Here is a 19462-nt window from a genome sequence, read left to right as displayed (position 1 = left end):
AATAAGCCTATAAAAAAGGTATATTCGTTTTTTAATATGATTAATTTACTATCCTAAATAATTTTAATAAATTATTACTTATTCTTTAATTTCTCGCCTTTTATATGGCATACTCTACATCTTGCTTCATATTCAGAATCACCTAAAACATTAAGTTCATCATTTTTAATTTTTCTAAATGAAAAACCAGCATCAGATTTACAATTTACACAAACTGCTTTAAGCTTTAATATATCATCAGCTACGGCTAATATTTTAGCAGTAACATCAAATGGTCTCCTTTTAAAGTCCATATCAAGACCAGAACATATAACTCTAACTCCATTTAAAATGAGTTCATCAATTACTTCCAAAATTCCTTCGTCAACAAAATTAATTTCATCAATAGCAACTGCTTTGAATTCAGGTTTTCAGTATTTTAAAATATCTTTGGATTTTTCTATATTGATTGCTTCATGTTCAGCACCAGTTCTACTTACAATTTTGTCATTTGAAAATCTATTATCAAATTGCGGTTTAAAAACTAACGCTTTAATATCTGCGATTTTTAAAATATTAATTCTTTTTAATAATTCTTCAGTTTTGCCTGAAAACATCGGACCAGTTATAACTTCAAGTTGGCCAGAGCCACTTTTTAAATACATTTTTGCTCCTTTATTTATTTTTTGAAATAAAAAGAGAATCTACAACTGTGTGTATAAGATTCTCAAATTATTTTGTGAATGAAACTATATTAAATTAAGTTCAGTTAGTGTTCTAATCATAACACCTTGTGGATCTTCACTAATTTCGGCTGTTCCAGCTACGTCTAAATGAATATATTCAATATCGTCTGTAAATTCTTTTAAAAACATTGCAGCTGAACATGAACCAGCGTTGCCTGAGAAGTCTGTGTTTTTAAGATCTGCAACTTTAGATGATTTAATATTTTTGCCAAAAGCCTTATCAAATGGCATTCTTCAAATCAATTCATGAGCTTTTTCAGAAGCTGATGACAATTCTTTTCATGCTTTATCAGTTGTTGTTCAAGCACCTGTATAGGTTTGACCCAAAGCAATAACAATTGCACCTGTTAAAGTAGCAACATCAACTAATCTTGTAGCGCCTAACTTTCTAGCTCCATATACAAGTCCGTCAGCCATTACTAATCTACCTTCAGCATCAGTGTTATTAACTTCAACTGTTTTACCGTTCATTGCTGTTCAAACTGAATCAGGTAATGAAGCATCGCCATTAATTCTGTTATCTGTGATACACATAATTGCTGCAACATTTTTCTTAGGTTTTAATTGAGCTAATGCTTTCATTGTAGAAGCTACTATTACAGAACCTGACATATCGAATTTCATTGTAATCATACTTCTTGATGGTTTAAGCGAATAACCACCTGAATCAAACGTAATTCCTTTACCGATCATTACAGTTTTATCTTTTGATAATGGGTTGCCATTATATTCAATAACAACAACTCTCGGTTCATAAACACTTCCTCTATTAACTGAAAGTAATAGTCCCATTTTGTTTTCTTCGATTTGTTTTTTATTTAAAACAGTAACTTTAAGATTTTTATATTGATCTAGTTCTTTTGCAACAGCATCAGCTAAATATTCTGAATTACAAATATTTGGTGGCATAATTTGCAAGTTTCTAGCAAAATTTACAGCTTTTGCTAGAACAAGTGATTTATTGAACTTTTCGTCAATTTCTGGGCTTATTTTTTCTAAATATGGAACAAGTTCAATGTCTTTGTTTTCGTCCTTACTTTTAACATTATAAATTTCACCTTTAACAAAATATATCGCTCTTGTGAAAGCATCAATAACTTGTTCTATTAAAATATGTTTTGTAACAAATGATGCTAAGTCAACTTGATAATCTCTTTTAGCGCTCGAACTTAGACCTTTAAAAAATTCTAATAAATCTTCATAGGTTAATTTTTCTTTTGATTCAAAATATACTAATGCTTCATTTTTATCAAGGTATTCTGTTATTGTATTTGACTTTTTAATTAAAAATTCACATTTAATTTCTTTGTCAAAAGTAGCTTTAAGCAACATTTTTGTATTTCTTTTAGTTGTAATTTTTTCAAAGAGTTTCATACTAATCCTTTCTATAAACTTTTCTATAAAATTTAATAATCTTAAATTATTTTACCATTTAAATATCTATATTTTATATATAATAACCATTATTAATAATTAAGGAAAATATGAAAAAAACATTTACTGTTGTAAAAAAAATCTTTAATGATTTTTCTTTATTTCCAAAACTAAGTATCAGATCTATTTCCTTTATTGGAATTTTAATTGCCATCTCGGTGGTTATTTTTGTTGTGTTTGCTTCATTTGTGCCTTTTATTTCAATTCCAACATATAAAATTAGTTTTATTGGGCTGCCAATAAAAATAAGTGGTTTTATTTTTGGACCATTAGTTGGTGGAATAGTAGGACTGATAAGTGACATTGTTTCTTTCTCATTATTCCCGACTTTTTATAGTGTTTACTATACTTTATCTGCTGTTGTTGATGGTGTGATCGCAGGCTTGATAGGTTGAATATTTCTTAAAATATTGCGTTATGCTTTTGGTGGTGAATTTCGAGATGCTAGTTTTGCAGGAACAATATATAAATATAAAAGAAATCTTGAAAAAATAATGCTAACACAACCTCAAAGCTCAAAAATTAAAAAGATTCAAAATAAAATAATTTTAATAAGTGAAAAAAGAAAACATGCTATGATAGCTGGCTCTCAAAGACCTTTATTAAATGTAAATTTATTACTTTCCTTTTTAATACTATCACTGGTTTGTTTATTAATTTACTTTATGGTATTCGAGATTATCGACTTAAATGTTATTAAAAAATATAGTGTTATTCCAAATAGAACCGGTTTATTTGCTATGATGGCCGGCGGTTATGTCGCTATGTTACTATTTTTGTTTATAGCTAGATTTAAAATGAAACCAAAAAGATATCTAGTTATTGTTCCTATTGTAATTTTTTCAGCATTGATTGAATTAATTAATGTACCTTTGTTATCATTAGCAGATTATAATGCTACAAGTGGTTCAGGAGAATCTGGTTCAATTATTACCTATATGTTCCAACATATCATTTTTAGTCCCGTAAAAATTTGATTTAATATGTTTATTATATTCTTTACATACAATGTAATTAACCCGCTTGTTAATAAAAATGAATCTATTGTTTATTAGATAGATTAACCTATAAAATAGTCTTATTTGTATAATTTACAATTTATTTTATTGCATTTTAAAACGTATAAATTATGAATTTTGATTTTTGCTTTTTTATAATATAATAGTAAGGCAAAAATCAAATGCGCTGTTAGCTCAGTCGGTAGAGCAGCTGGCTCTTAACCAGCGGGTCACAGGTTCGAACCCTGCACGGCGTACCATATTTCATTTATGAAACCTTGAATCAGCTTTTGCTGATTTTAATTTTGCAATAATTAAGTTAAAAAACAATTCAATGTGTTTCTTTTTGCTAATATTAAATGCTTAATGAAGGTGTTTTATAGGCAAATAGGTGATTTTTTCTGCAAATTACTGTTTGGGGTTTATAATACATTTAAATATCAATAATAAACTATATAATTAATATTTTAATTATTATTAAACAAGATATAGGGGGCATTATGAAGTTTTTCAACAAAAGAAAAAATAAAATTATATTCACTTTATTAGGTGCAGTTGTTTCTCTGGCAACACTATCAAGTGTTTTGTTATATAAAACAAGCAACAAAAATGAAAATGACTTTTTTACAAAAAAGTCTAATTTAAGCCCAAATTTAATACCCAAAGATAATTTAGATTATTCTAATGCAAATAGTTCAACAACAGATAATAATTTAAAAGAAATCGAAAAACCTAAACCGATCCCAGAAAAACAAAAACCAATAATAAAACCTACCCCTAGCCCAAAACCTAAACCAAAACCAGCAGAAGAAAAAAAGGAACCAGAAACTCCTAAACCTCCTACCCCGCCAAAGCCATCAAAACCTTCAACAAGTACCACAATCAGAAGGATACAAATTAATGGTGTGTGAGTTGATGCTGAAGTTGAAGAAACATCACCACGTGAAACATTTGATTATGACAAAGACAATAATTTGCAAAATCCTAACCCATATATTAACCATATTGTTGGGAAACTTAAAAAAGTTAAAGTAACTGATGAATTAAGAAATGAAAGTCTTAAAAAAGGAAAAAGTGGTTTAAATCCTGGTTGGTTAGATAAATCTGTTAAAGACTTACTGAAAGATATTGAAAATATTAATGATGCAGAAACTACTCAAAGATTTGTTGATAATAATCGTGCTTGATTTGACAAAATTTGACAAAAATTTCAAAGATTATTTGATTCTCCAAATGTTGTTAACTTTTTAAAAGAACCAGCTAAAAGTGAATTTCCAAGTAAAACCTTTTTAACAAAGGATCACAAATATGCGTGATTATATAGTAATTTAGATTTTGATAAATTTACAAAATTATCAAGTGGCGCTGATAAATTTCTTGCTGAAGGTTTAACCCCTGACCCTGATAATTCATATATTAATGAAAATGGCGAACTAGATTCATATGCTTTCAATGTACCTGACGGTTATAATAGTGTAACATCACGTTTACAAAATGATAATTATAATCGTAGAGTTTTTGGCTACAATGATTCAAAATGAAGAACTCCTTGACAAACACAAACCGGAAATTATCCTGGTTGAAAGAAAACTGACGCAACATCAGAATTCCACAAATATGGAATTGACAATGGCGATGGTATTAGTGTAAGTAAGCTTACAAGAGAAAAAAATGAAGCCGGAAAAATGAATGTCGGCTATATTATAGATATAGATGCTTCAAATCCAAAAGGTTATGAAAAAGCAAGACAGCTTATTCAAACATTAAAGGAGCAAAAAGTTGAAATTACTGGTTATAGAATAAGAAATATGGGTAAATTTGATGCTAATCAACAATTTGCAAATATTTTAAAAGAAATACCTGATGACCTTCCATTATTAGAACTTTTCTTCTCAGCAACAGCCGCTAATACATCAGCACTAATTGCGCTTGAAAATAAGCGAATAAAAGAATTGGGTCTATATACATTGGGCAACTCATTATTAGATGAGTGATCAATAAATCCAAATGCTTTAAGAAATGTTGAATGAATTAACACCAATGACTACAATGTAAGCAGCGAATATAAGCTCGGCGCTGAAATTGCTACTAGAATAACTTTTGACACACTGGCTTTTGACGAAATAGACTTTAATAATAATGATTCTACATGAGAAGGGAAAATCAAAAGAATTAATGATGGACTCAGAATGGTGTATTGGGTTAGAAACAATGAACCAATATTCCAAGGTGGTTTTGGTCCGGGTAATGATCCAGATCATAAAGAATCTGAAAATAGTTATCCGCAAGGTTTAGATTTAAGTAGAGTCAAGTCATTAAGATCACTCATGGGGCTTGAATTCCACGATAAATTTAAAAACTCAAATTCAAAACCAAGAAAATTAAGAAGATTGAAACTTTACAGCAGTGGTAGTGCATTTGAAATAAAATCTAGTGAGCTAAATCAAGCGGGTTTCAATAGACATTTAGTATTAAATGAACCAACTCCACCTAGAACAAAAATCTTATTTAGCAATGGTAATGCAACAACCAAAGTTAGAATTACAGGCACTGACAGATTGAACGTAGATGGAATACAAAACTTAAATATATTGTTTAATTATGGTGAATCATTGCGGAACAGGCAAGTAATTGTTGATCAAAACGCGCATGAATTAAAACGCCAACTTCAACAATCTGGTTTTAATGTTTCCACACCTGATGAAGATTTAGAATTCGTGTAGATTGAGCGAAAGGAGAAAATAATGAAACACAAAAAAATAATGTTTTCACTATTGGCAATTAATTTAGGCTTTATTCCAATGATAGTTGCATGTAAAAACACTGATCAAAAAGAAAAAGATCCAAATAATAATAGTAATAATAAAAATCCAGATAATAACAGTAATAATAATGAAGCAAATCCACCTATTAATAAAGATTTAGACGATATAAATAATGCTTCTGATGAATTTAAAAAGATAGTTAATGAAATCAAATTTCCAAAAACATTTGATTTTAAAATGAAAGATCATATGTTAACTAATTTAAATTATGATCAATTATTGCCTACACAAGTTAAGAATAATTTAGATAAGGGCATTGAAATAACATTAAATGAATTTAAGAATGAAATTGAAATTAGTGTCCTTGACGCAATAATTACTAAAGACAGCAATGTTAACGGAAAATTTCAATTATCACTTAAAATAACTGATAAAAAAACTGGCAAAAATTATAATCATATTTTAGACTTATCAGGCTTTAAAACAAGCCCTTTTGGCGCAGATGAATATGGTAAAATTCCTAGCTCTTCTGCAGATTCATTAAAACCTAGTGATCCTAGAAGCTATATCAATGCTAGCCAAGAAAACAGGTTCCTAACTGATAATACAAAATATATGCATATTTTAAAACAACAAAAAATACAGCAAGAATTAAACAAAGTTAGACCTGATTTAAATACCAACGATAAGGCTATCCAAGAATTTAATCAAAAAGCTAAAGCATTAAATCAAGACATTTATGAAAATGCTGCTAGAAAAGGTTTTACTGTGCCAACGTATGACCAAAACGGTCAATTCCTGGGTTTGTCTATTGCTAAGGAAGAGATGGGCAAAGGCCCTTCTTGAGTTGATGGATTAGGAAGAGATATTAATCGAATTAATGGTTTAGCAAGAACACTTCCAAATGAAAATTATTTAAGGGCTGCTAAACAAACTTTTGGAGTAACTATTTCAACTGAAAAGAATCCAGAAAAACGTGAATATATCACTACATCAGGTACTATGTGACTAATGGACTATCAAAAAAGAAGTGATAATAAATATCCTACAAAATGGTATTTTGGTACAAACATGCACGTTGCTGATGCTTTAAAAAATAACTCAACTTCGTTTTCTATTTTAAAATTAATGGATACCGCCAAAATTAAATCAACATTTAAATTGACTAATTTAGATCCAAATTTCAGAAGCTTTTTATTCAGCCCTAAGGATTCTAATAACAATAAATATATAACCAATAATGGTATAAAAACTATTTTTTCAGCAAGCAATTTTTTAAGTTCTAAACCCGCTGATTTTCTTAATGATAAACAAAAAAATGAATATGCAAATGTTGAAGAATTCTTAGATTTTTCTGTTTTTGAAATTGACTTTGAAAAAATTGAATTTAACGGTTTAACAGGAGCAGGTGCTGTTTCAGCAGATTATGAAAACTTAGACGCTCATGATCTTGCTAAATTAATTACCAATAATTATGCTAATGATGATAGCGCCAAAATTAAATTTAAATCAACATCATATTTAACTGATTATTCTAAAATTGATTTTCCATTAGCAAAACCAAAAAATGATCCAGAATGATACAAGAAAAAAGATGAACTTTTTGCTGTGGGTTATCCTAATTCAACTGGCGACTATTTCTTGAGACAATATGTTGATGATGATCAAATTAAATACAGAAACCAATTCAACTTTTCTTTATGAACTAATTCTGATTATAGATTTTATAATGAATTGACAGGTGATACTTTTGAAAAAGAACGAACTGATAGAGGCAATTATTTATCTTATGCTTTGGGCTATAGATCATTTACAAATAAACCCGGTGTATTAGATTCATTTATATCAGCTCCTTTTGCTGGAAATAAATTTTATGAATCAAATGGCAATCAATATATCTCTATGGGGCTTGAATACTTAATTAGACACTATGCTCCTGTTGGCGGAGCTTCTGGTACAAGTATAAGAACGCAAAATAATGAAATTATTGGAGTTTATCATATTTCAAATGCTTCGGCTCACACAGGTTTAGCAGTAGCGTTTAGATCGGAAGGTTTTGATTATCAAAATCTTTATGGAAGTTATAATCTCCCACAATATGACTTAATTTATGGTGGTGGCAAAAACCAAATCAATTCATATCGTCAGGCATTATTAAATGCTTATCAAGGTCAAGATATAAAAACTAGCTTATTTGAAAATGGATTAAATAATATTCCAAGCGAATTTCAGTTTCATTAATTTCCTTTTAGAACTATAAAATAGAAATTTTTGTTCTATTTTATTTTATTTATTATGTAGTCAGGAGTGTCATGAATAATAAAAACATTAATTTAAATAACACTATATATGAAGATGAGAGCACAGTTAAAAATAACACAAATAACACGACTATCACTAAGGTGATGCTCTATTTTCTTAGGATAGGCACAATCATTCTTCTTTTATCATTGCTTTTATTTATTAATAAAACCATACTACCGGAAAAAATGTTATTGCCTCAATCATGAACCTTTTTATTTAATTACCAGAGTCAAAAATTAGAGCAACTTAATTATTTAATTATTTGACGAGCTATTATACTAATGTTTGTATTTACATACTCGCTTGTAAAAAACCACAATAACGTGTATGCAAATAAATTAATAATAAAAAAGTACATTCCTTGATTTATATTATATTTATTACTTACTATATCTAGCTTTACATTATTATTTACATATACTGAAATTAACACATCAAAGCTTATTCACTTGATTAATATCTTAACATTTGTTTTTGTTATAAATTTGTCTTATACAATATATAACTATCTTAATAGAAGAAAAAAAGACCCTATTGTTTATAAACATAAAGCAATAATAATTATTCCTGTTGTTAGCCAATTTCTCTTGTTGTCTATTACATATGCACTATTTTATAGTTGAATATTCACTGGAGTATCAAATCAAATTATTCTCTATGGCAACCCCGTTTATAAATGATTAAACAATATATTTATGGTTCAAAAAATAGAAAATCTTTTTCTTTTACTGCTTTTCATACTTACCATTAGTCTGCTTCTTGTTGGATCATACTTTGAATTAGTTTATTTCATCATTTATAAAAAGATTAATACTGGCACACTAAAAAATAGATTTTATTTAATGTTTTGCATTATTTTTTCACTATTGTTATGATTTATCAAGGTATTTTTATATAAACAAAGTGCTATTAATGTTTTTGAAATAAAAATCAAAAGAGACTATTTATTTTTCTTGGAAATTGCGTTTCTATTTATTATTTTGGGTGGTTATATCTTTGCTTCAGTTGCTTATAGCAGAACCAAATTTTATGGCAGTTTAAATTTATTAACATTGCACCTTTCATGTCAATTACTTATTTGAATGTCTCTGCTAACAACTATATTACTCAATTCAGATTTATTAGTAATGACTGTTAATACAGTATTTGCCTCATTGGTTTCACTGATAATATTCTTTATTTATTGACTAAAAAATAAAAACGTTGATGTTTATATTCTAGTTATTCTTTTCTCAATATTAGTTCTCATAGGCATTACATTATTTGTGTTTGGAATTAACTATCTGCTATCATCAAGCGAATATAACAACTACTATTTTATGACTATAACATATAGTGTGTCTATTGTCCAAATTTTGCTTATTATTAACGTTTCTTTATTTTTTGTAGCGCTATTAGCAATTGTAGTTAAACTTTTTATAATCATTTTCTTAACTAAAAATATCATAAAGGAGAATAATGAAAAAACAGCAAGCATTAAGTAATTATTTCAATGTTTTTCAAGAATTTGAAGATGCCAAAAACAACACTGATTTAATTTCATACGACAAACTTATCTCTTATGTTTTGTTCAAAAATAATTTAGGTTTCAATTCGTCATCATACAAAAAGTTTTACAGCGAAATGCAAAACGCACTTTTAAACAAAACTGACATTTTGTATAGAAACTTTATACTAACATTCAATGTTAATCCTAAATTTTCTATTAATACATTAGTTCCCATGCTTTCTGAAAAGTTGTCGTCAAATAATAATGCAATTAATCTATCAACTAGCAAAGACTTAACATACAATGCTTTTCTTGAATCATTGAACAATGAAATTAGTCAAAATTTATCGCTGTATAGATATGTTGAAATTTTTCATAACTTGATTATCTATAAATCACAAACCACTGGTCAATTAATCATCCTTTTTGATAAGTCTATAGCTGCTGAACTTCCTATTGAAAATATAAAAAATAAAAAGGGTAAATAATGCATCTTAAAAAAATTGAAGAAAAAATTAACAGATTAGATAATCTCACATTAAAGGTTAATAACGATAGGAACATTTTCATAATTCAATTTATGAAAATAAACCAGCAGTTATCGTTTTTTGCTAATAACGCGCTTATGAATAAAAAAATTATCACAGCTATGCAAAAGCAGTATAGCATCAAAAATGACTTATTGGAGGCAAATAATTTTGTGAGCAAACTCTTCGCTTGAAGAAAAAAATCAAAGAAAATTTTGTGGATTTATATCACTGAAGAGCAAAAATATGCCACAGACTCATATTCTCGTTATGAAGAAACAATTCTGAAAAATAACACAAAACAAGATGATTTTATTGTTATTGGAAACCACGCAAATGAGTTTTGTACTAAAAATAAATTAAATGTTTTGAAATACTTTGAAAATAATAAAAAAAACCAAAATTTGTCTAATAATTTAGTTTCAATTATTAAAACACTTTTTGCTACTGGTAATTATTCCAACGTTAGATTTGTAATTAATTCAAATAAAAATTATAATGGTTTTTTTACTATTTTGCCTATAAATCAGTTTGATATAGATAAATTAATTTCAAATAATTATGATGATAATAAATCTTTTTTGAATTTTAATGAGTTCAAAATTTATCCAAATATCAACGATTTTATAAATACTGAAATTAATATCTTTTTATATAACACTATAAATGCGCTTATTTGCGAATCTTCATTTTATAGCGCAAAAATAGGTCTTGTTTCAACAAACAAAATAATTAAACAAATTGATGAGTCTAAATACAAATTAAAGAAACAATTAAATAGAATTAAAAGCGAATTAGAAATAGAAGAAATCACTTTATTAACCAGAAACAACAAATTAAATTAAGGAGAAGCACATGAGTGAAAATTTTTTAAAAATTAATATTCATTTTATATCTAATACAGGTTATGTCTTCCCCAAGGCTAAAATATTTATTAATACCAACGATGAAGATGATTTCCATGAATTAACTAACAATTCTATTTGTGGTTATGATAAGCTGTTAATTAAAATTTATGATGCTCTAGCAAATAAAGAATATTTCATTTTCTTAAAGAAAACTAATATATTTATCAAAGATAATATAGCAAATATAAGCACATTTTCTAATAATAAATTTTATGTTTCATCGCTTAGAAAAAATAATAAAACTCAAGAGTTTATTGATGCTTCCAACCAACTAAAACTATTAAATCTTAAAAAGAATATAGGGCTGACAATTGACGAAATTATAACTTATGATGATATATCGTACAAAAACTATGTACTAAAAATGATAAATAGATTAAATCTAATGGATGAAGTGTAATATGAATAAAAAAATCAAAAAAATATTTAAATTGTCTTCCTTGGCACCAATATTGTTAATGACTACTGCTTTTTCAATTAGTGCAAAATCAAATAATGAAGCAAAACCAGACCCTAATTTTAGTGATTATGATAATTTAGCAACTGATGAGATGAAAAAGTTGATCAGTGCTTTTGTAGATAAGTCAATTGCTTATATTAAGGCTATTCAAGACAGGCTTATTAAAAACAATGAGACGGATTTTAAAAGGAGAATTCAAAGCATTTTCTATTTCAATAAACTTTTAGAATATTTTGAAAAAAATAAAGATGATATGAAAACCAATCCATCTAAATATGGCTTTTACATTATTTTTCCTTATGTTGTGGCTAAAAATAAAAAGTATAACTTCGCAGATATCGATTTTAATAATAAAGTTTATAAGGATATAAAAGTTGTTGATGATAAGCAAATGAACTATGATGAAGCTATTGCTCCAAAAGGCAAATCAAAAACAACAAAAAAGGACATTACTAATAGCATTCCAAAAGACAAATTTACAGCAATACTTAAAAAATATGCTGAGGAACTCATTAATAAACAAATGAACTCGATCATTTTTAATGAAAAAGATGTTCCTATAATTGATAAAGATGTTGAATTAATAAAAGATAACAATGGTAATTTGTCTGTTTCATTACCTAAGGATTACAAAACCTGAGATGAATATATTAAATCTAAAATTCAACCAAGATTTGTAGACTTCGACTTAAAACAAAATCAAGAATCAGAAGATCCACAAAATGAAAAACAAAAACCTAATGACCCACCTTCAATACCTCCAATTGTGCCTGATGATACGGATATTAAAAATCCAAATGAATTTGAAAAGCAAATCGAAAGCCTTAGTACATTATTCCCTTACACATCAAGTAAATATGCAAAGTACACTGCCTTTGAGTTAAAAAATCAATTTGATTCAGCTGATGCTAAAACCAAGCAACAATTCTTTTACTTTAATAACCCAATTAATACAAGATATGAATATAAAGTATTTAGTTTCGATGCTGAAAACAATAACAAAATCAAGAATGTGATAGTACATATTACTGATAGAGTCAATCCAAAGCTAACAAAAAGCTACACTATAAGTGAAATTCAATTAATTAATTCACCATCATGGCTGTTTCTAAAAGAAAATCAAATTAAAGTTGTTAAAGATATTTTTAGTCAATTAATTCAATCTCTTTCAATGGATGATAAACTTGATTACAGTTTAATTAGAAATAAATTTATTCAAGATGCTTTATTCAACATGGTAAATGCTTCTTCAAAAATGATTTGATCAACCAAAGAAAATTCATTTGAATGATCAGAAAATGAAAACATAAATAAATATTATGAAAAGTTTGATAACGATAAATCTATTATTAACAGTCTTAAAGTGGCGACTAAGTACAATTTCCTTACAAGTTTAACAAGCTTAAAAATAAATGCGAATAACTTTTGAAAAACATTACCATTAGCTTTTGAAGCAGTAAATTATCAATTTTCAGAAATTATTAAAATTAATAAAAAGTTTATTAGTGAAAATACCAAAGCTACACAAACAAACTTAGAAAACATTGCTAAACTTTTTGAAATTAATCAAAATAACATTTATCAACTCAATGCTTTAATATCAAACAGAACATTTGAATTAAATGATTGATATAATCAATATAACAATCTTGTTGCCAAAATTTTTAAGTCATTTAATCTTTTTTCAACTTTAGTAATCAATAAAAAAGTTACTGATAATAAAGAACTTAAAGACAAATTTATAAAAGCATATTCAGAGGCATTTAAAATTATAGAAAAAGACTATAAAAAAGGCTCAAAAGTTAAAAAAGATGCTGGAATAGTTTTAACAGTAATAGGAATAATTTTATTATCTACTGGTATAACTTTATTAGCGCTTAAAAATAAAAATAAGGGTGCTAAACATCTATTAATTTCTGGCTCAGTTATACTATCATTAGGATTAAGTATAGCAACGCTTGGTATCATTTTAATCACATTAGCATAAAGGAATTTATAAATATGAATAATTTAAATAACAATCCAAAAATTAAAGCAATTTACGACTATATTGTTAAAGTATATGGCCCATATACTTATAAACAAAATCAAGTTTTTAAATTAAAAAGTAATGAAAAAATTAAGTTTTTCTTGATTTCAGCTTCCACTGATGAAGCGTATTTATTAACTAATACTAATAACTATCCATTAAATATTGATGAAGAGTTAATTGAAGTCGCACAAGAAAATCTCATTAAAACTGATACCAATTATTACGGCAAAATAATAAATATATACGGTGATATTATTTGACCTAAAAATACAACTGACACTCATCAAACTATCTTGCCTAATGAAAGTCCTGTTTTTGGTAGGGCACATAACTTAATGACTGTCAAACCATTAAACCAACAACTTTATACTGGAATTATTTCAATTGATTTGCTTATACCAATAGGTAAAGGACAAAGGGAGTTAATTATTGGCGACAGAAGAACGGGTAAAACCCATCTAGCAATCAATGCAATTATTAATCAATCTAAAGACAATGTTAAATGTATATATGTTGCTATTGGGCAAAAAAGAGAAACTATAACTAATATTTATAATGTTTTAAAAGAATATGATGCCTTAAAAAACACCATAATTATTGATGCTTCTTCTAATGCTTATGAGCAATATTTAGCGCCATACATAGGCATGGCACATGCAGAAAATATTTCATATAATGATGATGTATTAATTATTTTTGATGATTTAAGTAAACACTCTAATATTTTTAGAGAAATAGCATTATTAACTGATAAACCTGTTGGAAAAGAAGCTATGCCTAGTGATATGTTTTTCGCTCACTCATCACTTTTAGAAAGAGCTGGTTCATTTGTTAATAAGAAAACTATAACTGCTTTACCTATAATCCAAACTATTGATGGCGATATTACAAGTTTAATTGCTTCGAATGATATTTCTATTACAGATGGTCAAATAGTTACTAATACTGATTTATTCACTGCTGGAAAACTACCTGCTATTAATATTGATTTATCGGTATCAAGAACGGGCTCGAGTGTCCAATCTGCTACATTAACAAAAGTAGCCGGTGAAATAGGAAAAATTTACAAGAAGTATAAACAACACTTAAAATTAGCTGCACTTGATTATGAGCTTAATAAAGAAACCGCTTCTCTATTAAGAAAAGGAAAAATGATTGATAAGATGTTCACACAAAAAGGTTACTCTTTATATTCTTACAACTTTGTTCTATTTATGACAAAACTTATATCATGAGACATACTAAAAGGTGTCAACGATTCACAAAAAGCATTAGCATTTTTAGATATACTTATAAACACACAAGCTGATGCCATAAATGCCTTTAAAACAATTAAAAATGGCGATTTATATGATGATAAATTAATGAAGGATTTCTTTGCATTCGCGCTGCATCAATATTCAACATACACTAATTTAAACTGGGAAATTGATTACAATCACAGTTTTATACCTTTTACTGATAGCACTCTTTTAGAAATAGCTAAAAAATTAGGAGACAAATAATGACTAAAATAGGAAAAATAATCAAAATATGATCTGATATAGCAGAAATAGAATTCAAAGAAAATCATTTGCCTTCTGTTAATCATGTTTTAACTGCTCATAATAATGAAACATTTTTACTTGTTAAAAGAATAATAGATTCTAAAAGTGTTCGTGCAATTATTGTTTATGCTGCTAAACCATTAGCCATTAATGATATAGTTAAAAGTACAGGCAAAAGTTTTATGGTGCCTGTGGGTAAGGAATCAAAAAACAATATTTACAACTTTTCGGGACTACCATTATTAAAAGATAGAGGCACAAAACCTAAATATGTCGAAATGAATTCAACTATCAATAATTCAAACTTTTTTGACGCTAACACTGAAATAATAGAAACGGGTATTAAAGCTATTGACTTTTTTATGCCCATTGTTAAAGGTTTCAAACTTGGTATTTTTGGTGGCGCTGGTGTTGGTAAAACAGTGCTTATGAAAGAAATTATTTTTAATATCAATAGAAAATACTCATCAACGTCTAATATTTTTATAGGCTCTGGTGAACGTTCTAGAGAAGGAATTGAGCTATTTAACGAATTAGAAGAGTCTAATTTAATGAAAAACTCAATAATATATATTTCAAAAATGAATGAATCGCCAGGGGCTAGAACTTCAATCGTTCCTATTGGTATCACATCAGCTGAATACTTAAGAGACTATGAAAAAGAAGACGTTTTATTATTTATAGATAATATTTACCGTTTTATTCAAGCTGAAAACGAAGTTAGTGCCTCATTAGGTAAAAAACCTTCTGTTGGTGGTTATCAATCAACCCTTGAAAGTGATGTATCAAACATTCAAGATAGATTACATAGAAACGAAAATGGTTCTATTACATCATTTCAAACCATATTCTTACCTATGGATGATTTAAGTGATCCATCTGCCGTTGCTGTATTTAACCACTTAAACGGAAATTTAGTTTTATCAAGAAGTCAATCAGCTAAAAATATCTTTCCTGCTTTTGACCCATTAGCTAGTTCAGCAAACTCAGTAGATGAAAAAATCATTGGAAAGAGACATTATAATGCTATTTTAGAAACCAAAAAAATATTGAAACAATACAAAGATTTAGAAGATGTTATTTTAATTCTTGGTTTTGATGAATTAGATAACGAAAGTAAAATCATAGTTAAAAAAGCACTTCAATTAGAAGCATTTTTCACTCAAAACTTCTTTATGACTGAACATTTCACTAAGTCAAAAGGAACTTATGTACCATTAAATGAAACAGTGGATAGTGTTATTAGAATTCTTGAAGGCAAATATATTAAACAAAGCCCAGAAATATTTTCTTATATAAGTTCAAATAATAAAATCCCAACTGATGATGAGTTGGGTTTATAGGATATTGAGTTATTCAATGAATTCTTTTATTGTTTTAATTTCCTCATCCACCTTTAATCTAGTAATAAAACCAGATTTACTTCCAGCATAAAAATAATCATCAGGAGTAGCAATTATATAAACAGAAACTGTTTTATTCGACAATACCCCGTTAGACGAAAGATTATATAAAAATTTCATAGCTTGAACATTTGGCTTAATTCCAGTATATTTTACATATTTTAATGATATATCGGGCTTATCGGTTCCTTGTCTCAATACCGGCACCAAAGCAATACTTGATGATATATCTCCCTTCTTTTCTTGATTGAATTGAAAGTTTTTTACTATGGTTTTATATGCTCTTATTTGCCAAAGAACGAACCCTGGAAAATCATAATCATCCTCCTTTTCAAACAATATATATTTTCCTTCTTTTATTGGTGTGCTTTGAATTTTATCAACAAGATCATCAAGCTTTCTTTGAAGTTGTTTTTTAATAGATTTTCCTGCAAAGCCAGATAATAAAAGATTTGTGTGTGAAAATGCTAATTTGTTTGACGTATCTTCTAATTCTATAGTTACATAGCATAAGCCATCATTATCGTCAACAGAACTTTTGAGAACACTTTTGATTCTTAAATTTGGATTTTTTGCTAATAATAGCGAATCTTTTTTTAATTGAATGTTATTAACATCAAAATTGCTAGGAAACACAGTTGGATCAATATTTATGTCCAAATCATTGACTGTTAAACTTTCGACTAATTCATCAAACTGTTTTGTAGAATAGAACTGATTTATAGTTAAATTAATAAGTTTAGACAATTGATTCTTGTGTTTTAACTTAAACGAAACTATTTTAATTCCTTCAGGATCTTTGTTATCATAACTAACATCTTGAATCTCAACATTGGAATACACATTGTTTTTCTTAAGGATAGAGTCTTTATTAAAAATATCATTACTTTCAAATTCAAATTTAGATGGCAATAACTCTCCAATAGCAGTCGGTAAATCTAAATCATTAACTGTTAATTTTGACGCTAAATCATCTAATGATAAAAGTCCATCATTAGTTGATAGTGTTATATTATTTTTAGTTATTTTGTAAAGTTTACCCTTTTTATTTTTAAGTTTTAATGAAAGTGATAATGTGCCTTTAACATCATCCTTAGAATGAGGATCAATGTTGGCAACTAATTTAATCTCTGGTAATTTGTTACTAATTAATTCATTTGGTTTAAATTGAATCATTTCATTATCAATAGTTGAAGGAAACTTGTCCTTAATCTTACTACTTTGTAAATCAATTAAATCTTTTGGTTTATTTTTAATTTGATCTAATAAAACTTTTGAAAGTAATTCTAAATCATTTTGTTCTCACGCTTTTGATGGATCTTTAAGACCACTTATTGGTTGAGTCCACGCACTATATTCATTTTTTCCATTTTGAGATGTTTTAATTAGAATCTTAATAGCACTATTGCCAACTGATTCTACATCTTTAATTTCGAGTTTATATTTATTTGGATTAGAAATTTCTATATATTTTTTTAAAGATTGTTTGTTCTTTTTAAATTCATCTACTATTTCTTTATTTGTGGTTATGGATGGATTGATTAAATTAAATTTAATTTCATTTAAATAACTATATTTGCCCCCCCCGCAACTAACGCTTGCTAGTGGTGCTGTTGTTGTAATTAAAACAGCAGGGAGAACAAAAATTAATGATTTTTTCAATCTCTTTTTTTGCATTGTTTACTCCTTAAATTAAAAATTAGTGCTTAAATTATAAAACTATATATGCTATTAACTTAACTATGGGGCAAAAAGTATGAATACTTCATGCAGTACCAAAAAATAAGACTTATATTTTCTACCTATAACTCTTGAACATTTATATCAACATCGAAATAATTGCTTTTATCACTATGATAGATAACATATATAGTAATGAATTTTGTTGACTTTTTTAAGCCGTGTGTTCCATAAAGTTGATATCATTGTTTACGCGCAGTAAGTATTTTTTCTTCTCCTTTCACCTTTCAACGAACCTTGACATTTTCTGGTTCATCTTTTTTATGCACACGTATCATTAAAAAGGTTTTTTCTATCATTCAATTCAATGACGGCGATTGAATATCCTTATGTTCTTCATCAATTTCAAATGTAAGAAAATTTGAATAGTAAGATTGCTTTAAATAAAGATTTCTATATTTTGCGCCTGAGAAGGATGGAATGCCTGTGATAGTTGTGAGAATATATTTGCCTTGACTTATTGGTGTTGTCATAATTTTATCCACAAGATAATCTAACTCTTGAACCGTTCATTCTTGTTTAGCAAAACCAGTAATTTCTATATCCTTATCGTTATATAAATTATTCTTTTCATCAGCCACCCAAATGTGAATTTTTAAAGTACCACGAGCATTACTATGTGAAATAACCGAAACTTTTTTATATTTAATTATTTTTAGATTTGGATTTTTTGCTAATAATGATGAATTGTCTTTTAAATTAATAGGTTTTGAATAATCAAAGTGGTAATCACTAGGTCGCATTTTTCTGTTCACTGTTATATTTAAATCATCTTCTGATAATTCAGCTATTTGTTGATGAAATGCAGTCTTGCTATAAAAATTTCTGATTTCCAAAACTTTTGAATATTCCAAATTATTCAATGAATCTCGCAAGATAATAGAAATACTCATAATTCCATCATTATCATTTGTTGTTATTTTTTTATCTATCTTTAGATTTGGATTGCTTTTTAGCAACAATGATTCATTTTTTAATTTAATATTGTTAGTGTCATATTTACTTGGCAATAAATATGGAATAGATGGGTCATCCCTATTTTCTATATCTAAATTGTTCTTTAAATCATCAAATTTTTTAGTACTGTAAAAACCAGTTAAAACAAAATTTTTATGATAATTTAAATTATT

The 19462-nt window shown here is 27.4% G+C and carries 14 protein-coding genes and 1 tRNA gene; 11 read left to right on the top strand and 4 right to left on the bottom strand.

What is annotated here, in order from left to right:
- Window positions 1–74 precede the first annotated feature (74 nt).
- Together T386_RS0102530 and T386_RS0102525 are read right to left on the bottom strand one after the other, a co-directional pair.
- Window positions 75–644: a thymidine kinase gene (locus T386_RS0102530; protein ID WP_029513587.1), complete on the bottom strand. Its 570-nt coding sequence runs from the start codon at window positions 642–644 to the stop codon at window positions 75–77.
- A gap of 84 nt (window positions 645–728) precedes the next feature.
- Entirely contained in the window at window positions 729–2099 is a 1371-nt protein-coding gene (locus tag T386_RS0102525) for a M17 family metallopeptidase (protein WP_029513586.1), read from the bottom strand.
- 110 nt (window positions 2100–2209) lie between these two features.
- On the opposite strand from T386_RS0102525, the gene T386_RS0102520 reads away from it, so the two are divergent.
- The 11 genes from T386_RS0102520 (at window position 2210) to T386_RS0102470 (ending at window position 16532) form a co-directional block, all read left to right on the top strand.
- Complete coding sequence (locus T386_RS0102520) at window positions 2210–3214, top strand: ECF transporter S component (RefSeq protein ID WP_029513585.1); 1005 nt, start codon at window positions 2210–2212, stop codon at window positions 3212–3214.
- A 127-nt stretch (window positions 3215–3341) separates the two neighbouring features.
- Window positions 3342–3417 (top strand) — tRNA-Lys (locus tag T386_RS0102515).
- Between the two features lie 240 nt (window positions 3418–3657).
- Complete coding sequence (locus tag T386_RS0102510; RefSeq protein ID WP_029513584.1) at window positions 3658–5880, top strand: putative immunoglobulin-blocking virulence protein; 2223 nt, start codon at window positions 3658–3660, stop codon at window positions 5878–5880.
- 21 nt (window positions 5881–5901) lie between these two features.
- The gene (mip, locus tag T386_RS0102505) at window positions 5902–8163 is read left to right on the top strand and encodes an Ig-specific serine endopeptidase MIP (protein WP_029513583.1); all 2262 of its coding nucleotides are present in this window, start codon (window positions 5902–5904) and stop codon (window positions 8161–8163) included.
- Between the two features lie 71 nt (window positions 8164–8234).
- Window positions 8235–9710, top strand: coding sequence for an MSC_0624 family F1-like ATPase-associated membrane protein (locus T386_RS0102500; RefSeq protein WP_029513582.1), 1476 nt, complete (start codon window positions 8235–8237; stop codon window positions 9708–9710).
- Window positions 9685–10203: an MSC_0623 family F1-like ATPase-associated protein gene (locus T386_RS0102495; RefSeq protein ID WP_051622782.1), complete on the top strand. Its 519-nt coding sequence runs from the start codon at window positions 9685–9687 to the stop codon at window positions 10201–10203. Before T386_RS0102500 ends, T386_RS0102495 begins: the two co-directional genes overlap by 26 nt.
- Window positions 10203–11087, top strand: a complete 885-nt coding sequence (locus T386_RS0102490) for an MSC_0622 family F1-like ATPase gamma subunit (RefSeq protein WP_029513580.1) — start codon at window positions 10203–10205, stop codon at window positions 11085–11087. Before T386_RS0102495 ends, T386_RS0102490 begins: the two co-directional genes overlap by 1 nt.
- Before the next feature lie 10 nt (window positions 11088–11097).
- The gene (locus tag T386_RS0102485) at window positions 11098–11550 is read left to right on the top strand and encodes an MSC_0621 family F1-like ATPase epsilon subunit (RefSeq protein ID WP_029513579.1); all 453 of its coding nucleotides are present in this window, start codon (window positions 11098–11100) and stop codon (window positions 11548–11550) included.
- A 1-nt stretch (window position 11551) separates the two neighbouring features.
- A complete protein-coding gene (locus T386_RS0102480) occupies window positions 11552–13597 on the top strand; it encodes an MSC_0620 family F1-like ATPase-associated subunit (RefSeq protein ID WP_029513578.1) in 2046 nt (681 codons plus the stop codon).
- A 14-nt stretch (window positions 13598–13611) separates the two neighbouring features.
- Complete coding sequence (locus T386_RS0102475) at window positions 13612–15147, top strand: MSC_0619 family F1-like ATPase alpha subunit (protein ID WP_029513577.1); 1536 nt, start codon at window positions 13612–13614, stop codon at window positions 15145–15147.
- Window positions 15147–16532, top strand: coding sequence for an MSC_0618 family F1-like ATPase beta subunit (locus tag T386_RS0102470; protein WP_029513576.1), 1386 nt, complete (start codon window positions 15147–15149; stop codon window positions 16530–16532). The genes T386_RS0102475 and T386_RS0102470 overlap by 1 nt, the downstream gene beginning before the upstream one ends.
- A gap of 9 nt (window positions 16533–16541) precedes the next feature.
- On the opposite strand, the gene T386_RS04305 is transcribed toward T386_RS0102470, so the two are convergent.
- The gene (locus T386_RS04305; RefSeq protein ID WP_036459971.1) at window positions 16542–18269 is read right to left on the bottom strand and encodes a hypothetical protein; all 1728 of its coding nucleotides are present in this window, start codon (window positions 18267–18269) and stop codon (window positions 16542–16544) included.
- Window positions 18270–18394: 125 nt separating this feature from the next.
- Window positions 18395–19462 (bottom strand): lipoprotein 17-related variable surface protein (locus T386_RS04300; protein WP_036459968.1); only part of this gene is annotated, 1068 nt, incomplete at its 5' end.

The sequence above is a fragment of the Mycoplasmopsis primatum ATCC 25948 genome (assembly GCF_000702785.1).
GTDB lineage: Bacteria > Bacillota_I > Bacilli_A > Mycoplasmatales > Metamycoplasmataceae > Mycoplasmopsis > Mycoplasmopsis primatum.
The sequence above is the reverse complement of the archived record's forward strand: the minus strand, read 5'-3'. Positions and strand labels throughout refer to the sequence as shown.